The sequence below is a fragment of the Micromonospora yasonensis genome, assembly GCF_026013475.1.
Taxonomy (GTDB): domain Bacteria; phylum Actinomycetota; class Actinomycetes; order Mycobacteriales; family Micromonosporaceae; genus Micromonospora; species Micromonospora yasonensis.
The window spans coordinates 1-3487 of record NZ_JAPDPH010000383.1 but is presented as its reverse complement, the minus strand read 5'-3'; the positions used below and the strand labels follow the sequence as shown (position 1 = coordinate 3487).

The window sequence follows — 3487 nt, the reverse complement described above, 5'->3', positions numbered from 1 at the left end:
CCGGTGGCGCCGGTCCGCCACCGGCGCCACCTCCCGCCACACCGCCTGCGCCTCGCGCAGGAACAGGTCGGCCACCTCGTCGTCCACACCGGGCAGGGCGATGAGCAATCGCCGCTCCCGGGCCGGATCCTGGTGCGCCTCCGTCCGGAGCCGGCGCAGGTCGCCCCGGTAACGGTCGACGAGCGTCCGGGCCAGGTCGCCCAGCGTGCTCGCGAGCGCGTCCAACTCGCCGCGCTGCCCCGCCGCACGCAGCACGCGTACCCGGTCCTCGTGCAGTGCGCGGGCCATCCGGGCAGCACTGTCCCAGCCGGCGTCCCGCAACGCCAGCGCGGTGTTGATCGCCTTACGGAAGTCACCCCGGCGGGCGAGCAGAACGGACAGGTAGAGCACCTGGAACAGCTGGGACGGATTGTTGGTGACCCGGAATCCGTACTGTTCGGCGAAGCCGCGCTCCCCGGCGAGCCGGCGGACCAGCCGCTTCTTGTCCTCGATGCTGGAAATCGCAGTTGTCGGCATACCCACGTCTACCCGTGCCCGGGCCGGGCATTCAGCCCAGGACGCCGCCCCGCCGGTCGCGCGCCTTCAGCCGGGTGGTGGGCAGTGCCGGGGCCGGCAACGGCGGCGCCGAGTCGTCGGCGACCGTGCCGAACCGCCGTCCCGCCATCCAGTCCTCCCGGGCCGCGGCGATCTCCTCGTGCGACCGGCCGACGAAGTTCCACCACATCACCAGCGGCTCCTCGAACGGCGTGCCGCCGAGCAGCAGCAGCCGGCTGCCCGGGGTGGCCCGCACGCTCAGGGCGTCCCGGCCCGCGCCCAGGTAGAGCAGCGCGCCGACCTCCAGCGTCACCCCGTCCACCTCGGCGGCGCCGGACATCGCCAGCAGCCCGTACTCGAAGTCGCGGTGCAGTGGCAGCGTGGCCGGCGCCGGGCCGTGGACCTCGACCTGCGCCCCGACCAGCGGGGTGTGCACCACCGCCGGGGAGCGCTCCCCGCCCATCTCGCCGACCAGCAGAGTGACGTCCAGGTCGCCGTCGTGCCATCGGGGCAGCGTCGCGTGGTGGGCGAAGTCCGCCGCCCCGGCGCGCGCCGGGTCGGGCAGCGCCACCCACAGCTGTACGCCGTGCATCACCGGCGGGTGCACCGCCGGCGACCGTTCCGAGTGGGCGATGCCGTGGCCGGAGGTCATCACGTTGAGCTGTCCGGGCCGGATCGGCTGGACGTTGCCCAGGCTGTCCCGGTGCAGGATCTCCCCGTCGAGCAGCCAGGTGACCGTCTGCAGCCCGGTGTGCGGGTGCGGCGGCACCTCCATGCCGGGCCGCTCGGCGACGTCGTCCGGTCCGAAGTGGTCGACGAAGCACCACGCCCCGACCATCCGCCGCTGCCGCTGCGGGAGCAGCCGCCGCACCGTGGTGTAGCGACCGAGCGGCACGTCGTGGCCGGGCAGGAGCACGCTGGTCTGCTCGGCGGGGGCGGCACCGGGCGGGAGGGTCTGCGCGGGCAGCGATTCGGTACGGTCCACCGCTCGACTCTACGCTCGGCTCTGGGCGGCGGATGCGGAGACGCCGCCGGTCAACCCAGCCGGGACTGCACCTTCGCGGCACAGCCGGACACCACGGTCCGCGCGTCCAGCCCCAGGCTCTCGATCGCCACGAGCGCCGTGAACACCACGTCCGCCAGTTCCGCCGCGACGTCCTCGCGGGTGTGGGTCACCCCCTTGCGCGGATTCTGACCGAGCACCCCGATCCAGGCGGCGGCCGCCTCTCCCGCCTCTTCGGCGAGCTTGAGGATGCGGCAGGTCAGCTCGGTGTCGCCGGAGCCGTTGGCGGCGTCCAGCCAGCGCCGGGAGGCCCGGGCCACGTCCCAGATCGTCTCGTCCACCCGACCAGTGTGCCTGTGCTCGCGCCCGGCCCGGATCTGACCGGCCACAGTGGGCGGGCCTGGCGGGGATGACTGACCGTTCGGTCAAGCGACATTGACAGTGGTCTCAGGCGGGCCTAGGTTCAGGGCGCTACCGGCCGGTAGGCATCCGTCCCGCCTGGTCGCCCCGCCCGGGGCGGCGTCCGTCCCCCGGGGGAGCAACGATGCTGACCTCAACCACCCGCCTGACCCGCCGGCTGCTCGCCGTCGGCGCGGCCCTCACCGTCACGATCGGGCTGGCCGGGGCCGCGCCCGCCCTCGCCGCCGACCGTGACGACGACGGCAGCCAGCCGCTGCCCGGCTACACCATCAGCAACCCGCCGCTGGCGCCGCTGGTCGTCGGCGGCGCCACCACCACCGTCCGTCAGGGCGTGCACGAGCACGCCGGCTTCATCATCGAGATCCCCGCCGGGTGGAACGGCGACCTCGTGATGTGGGCCCACGGCTACCGTGGCCAGGGCGGCGTGCTCTCCCCCGAGCCGCCGGGGTTCGGGCTGCGCCAGCGAATGCTGGAACAGGGGTACGCCTGGGCGGCGTCCTCGTACGACCGCAACGGGTACGACATCCGCTCGGGCGTGCTCGGCACCCGGGAGCTGGCCGACTTCTTCGCCGACACGGTACGCAAGCCGAAGCGGGTGCTCATCGCCGGCGTGTCGATGGGCGGGCACGTCATCGGCCGCTCGCTGGAGCAGTACCCGAGCTACTACGACGGGGCGCTGCCGATGTGCGGGGTGCTCGGCGACCAGGCCCTGTTCGACTTCTTCCTGGACTACAACCTCGTCGCGCAGGCCCTCGCCGGGGTGCACGCCTACCCGACACCGGACGACTACCTCGCCAACGCGGTGCCGCGGATCCAGCTGGCGCTCGGGCTGGCCGGCCTCAAGCCGGGCGGCCCGGACACCACCAATGACCTCGGCAAGCAACTGCGGGCCATCACCGTCAACCGGTCCGGCGGGGCACGCCCCGGCGCGACCGCCGCCTTCGCCGTGTGGAAGGACTTCCTCTTCAGCATCGCCACCACGAACGGCGGCGACTCCCCCGCCCAGCGCCCCGGCCAGCTCGCCACCAACCTGCTCACCCGGTACGCCCCGAACAGCCCGGTGGACGTCAACGCCACGGTGCAGCGGGTCGCCCCGGAGAGCCCGTGGCAGCGGGTGTCGCCGACGCTGACCGAGGTGCCGCGGATCAGCGGCCGCCCCACCGTGCCGGTACTCACCCTGCACGACCTCGGCGACATGTTCGTGCCGTTCGCCATGGAGCAGGCGTACGCCCGGGACGCGGCGTGGCACGGCCGCAGCCGGCTGGTGGTCCAGCGGGCGATCCGGGCCGCGCAGCACTGCGAGTTCAGCCCCGCCGAGGCCGGCGCCGCCTGGGACGACCTGGTCTCCTGGGTACGCACCGGCCAGCGCCCGGCCGGTGACGCGGTCACCGAGCCGGAGGCGGTGGCGGCGCCGGACTTCGGCTGCCGGTTCAGCGATCCCGCCGCGTGGGCTGCCGGGTCGGGAACCCGCCGGTTGTACGCACCCTGCTGATCTTGCCTCGGGGTGTTCTCTCACCTTTGCTGGACGCG

General features: G+C 73.8%; 4 protein-coding genes. 1 reads left to right on the top strand and 3 read right to left on the bottom strand.

Features of this window, described 5'->3' with window-relative positions; all coding sequences use genetic code 11:
• The 3 genes from ONA70_RS35375 to ONA70_RS35365 form a co-directional block, all read right to left on the bottom strand.
• Window positions 1-516 (bottom strand): hypothetical protein (locus ONA70_RS35375; protein WP_265010832.1); only part of this gene is annotated, 516 nt, incomplete at its 3' end.
• Between the two features lie 31 nt (window positions 517-547).
• Entirely contained in the window at window positions 548-1519 is a 972-nt protein-coding gene (locus tag ONA70_RS35370; RefSeq protein ID WP_265010831.1) for a pirin family protein, read from the bottom strand.
• Window positions 1520-1569: 50 nt separating this feature from the next.
• Window positions 1570-1878, bottom strand: coding sequence for a pyrophosphohydrolase domain-containing protein (locus ONA70_RS35365; protein WP_265010830.1), 309 nt, complete (start codon window positions 1876-1878; stop codon window positions 1570-1572).
• 203 nt (window positions 1879-2081) lie between these two features.
• Here ONA70_RS35365 and ONA70_RS35360 point away from each other — a divergent pair, with 203 nt between their 5' ends.
• Complete coding sequence (locus ONA70_RS35360; protein ID WP_265010829.1) at window positions 2082-3449, top strand: alpha/beta hydrolase family protein; 1368 nt, start codon at window positions 2082-2084, stop codon at window positions 3447-3449.
• Window positions 3450-3487: the final 38 nt, after the last annotated feature.

Bases quoted from the DNA above. Each gene is read 5' to 3' on its own strand.
- ONA70_RS35360 (WP_265010829.1), top strand. From the start codon at position 2,082: ATGCTGACCTCAACCACCCGCCTGACCCGCCGGCTGCTCGCCGTCGGC.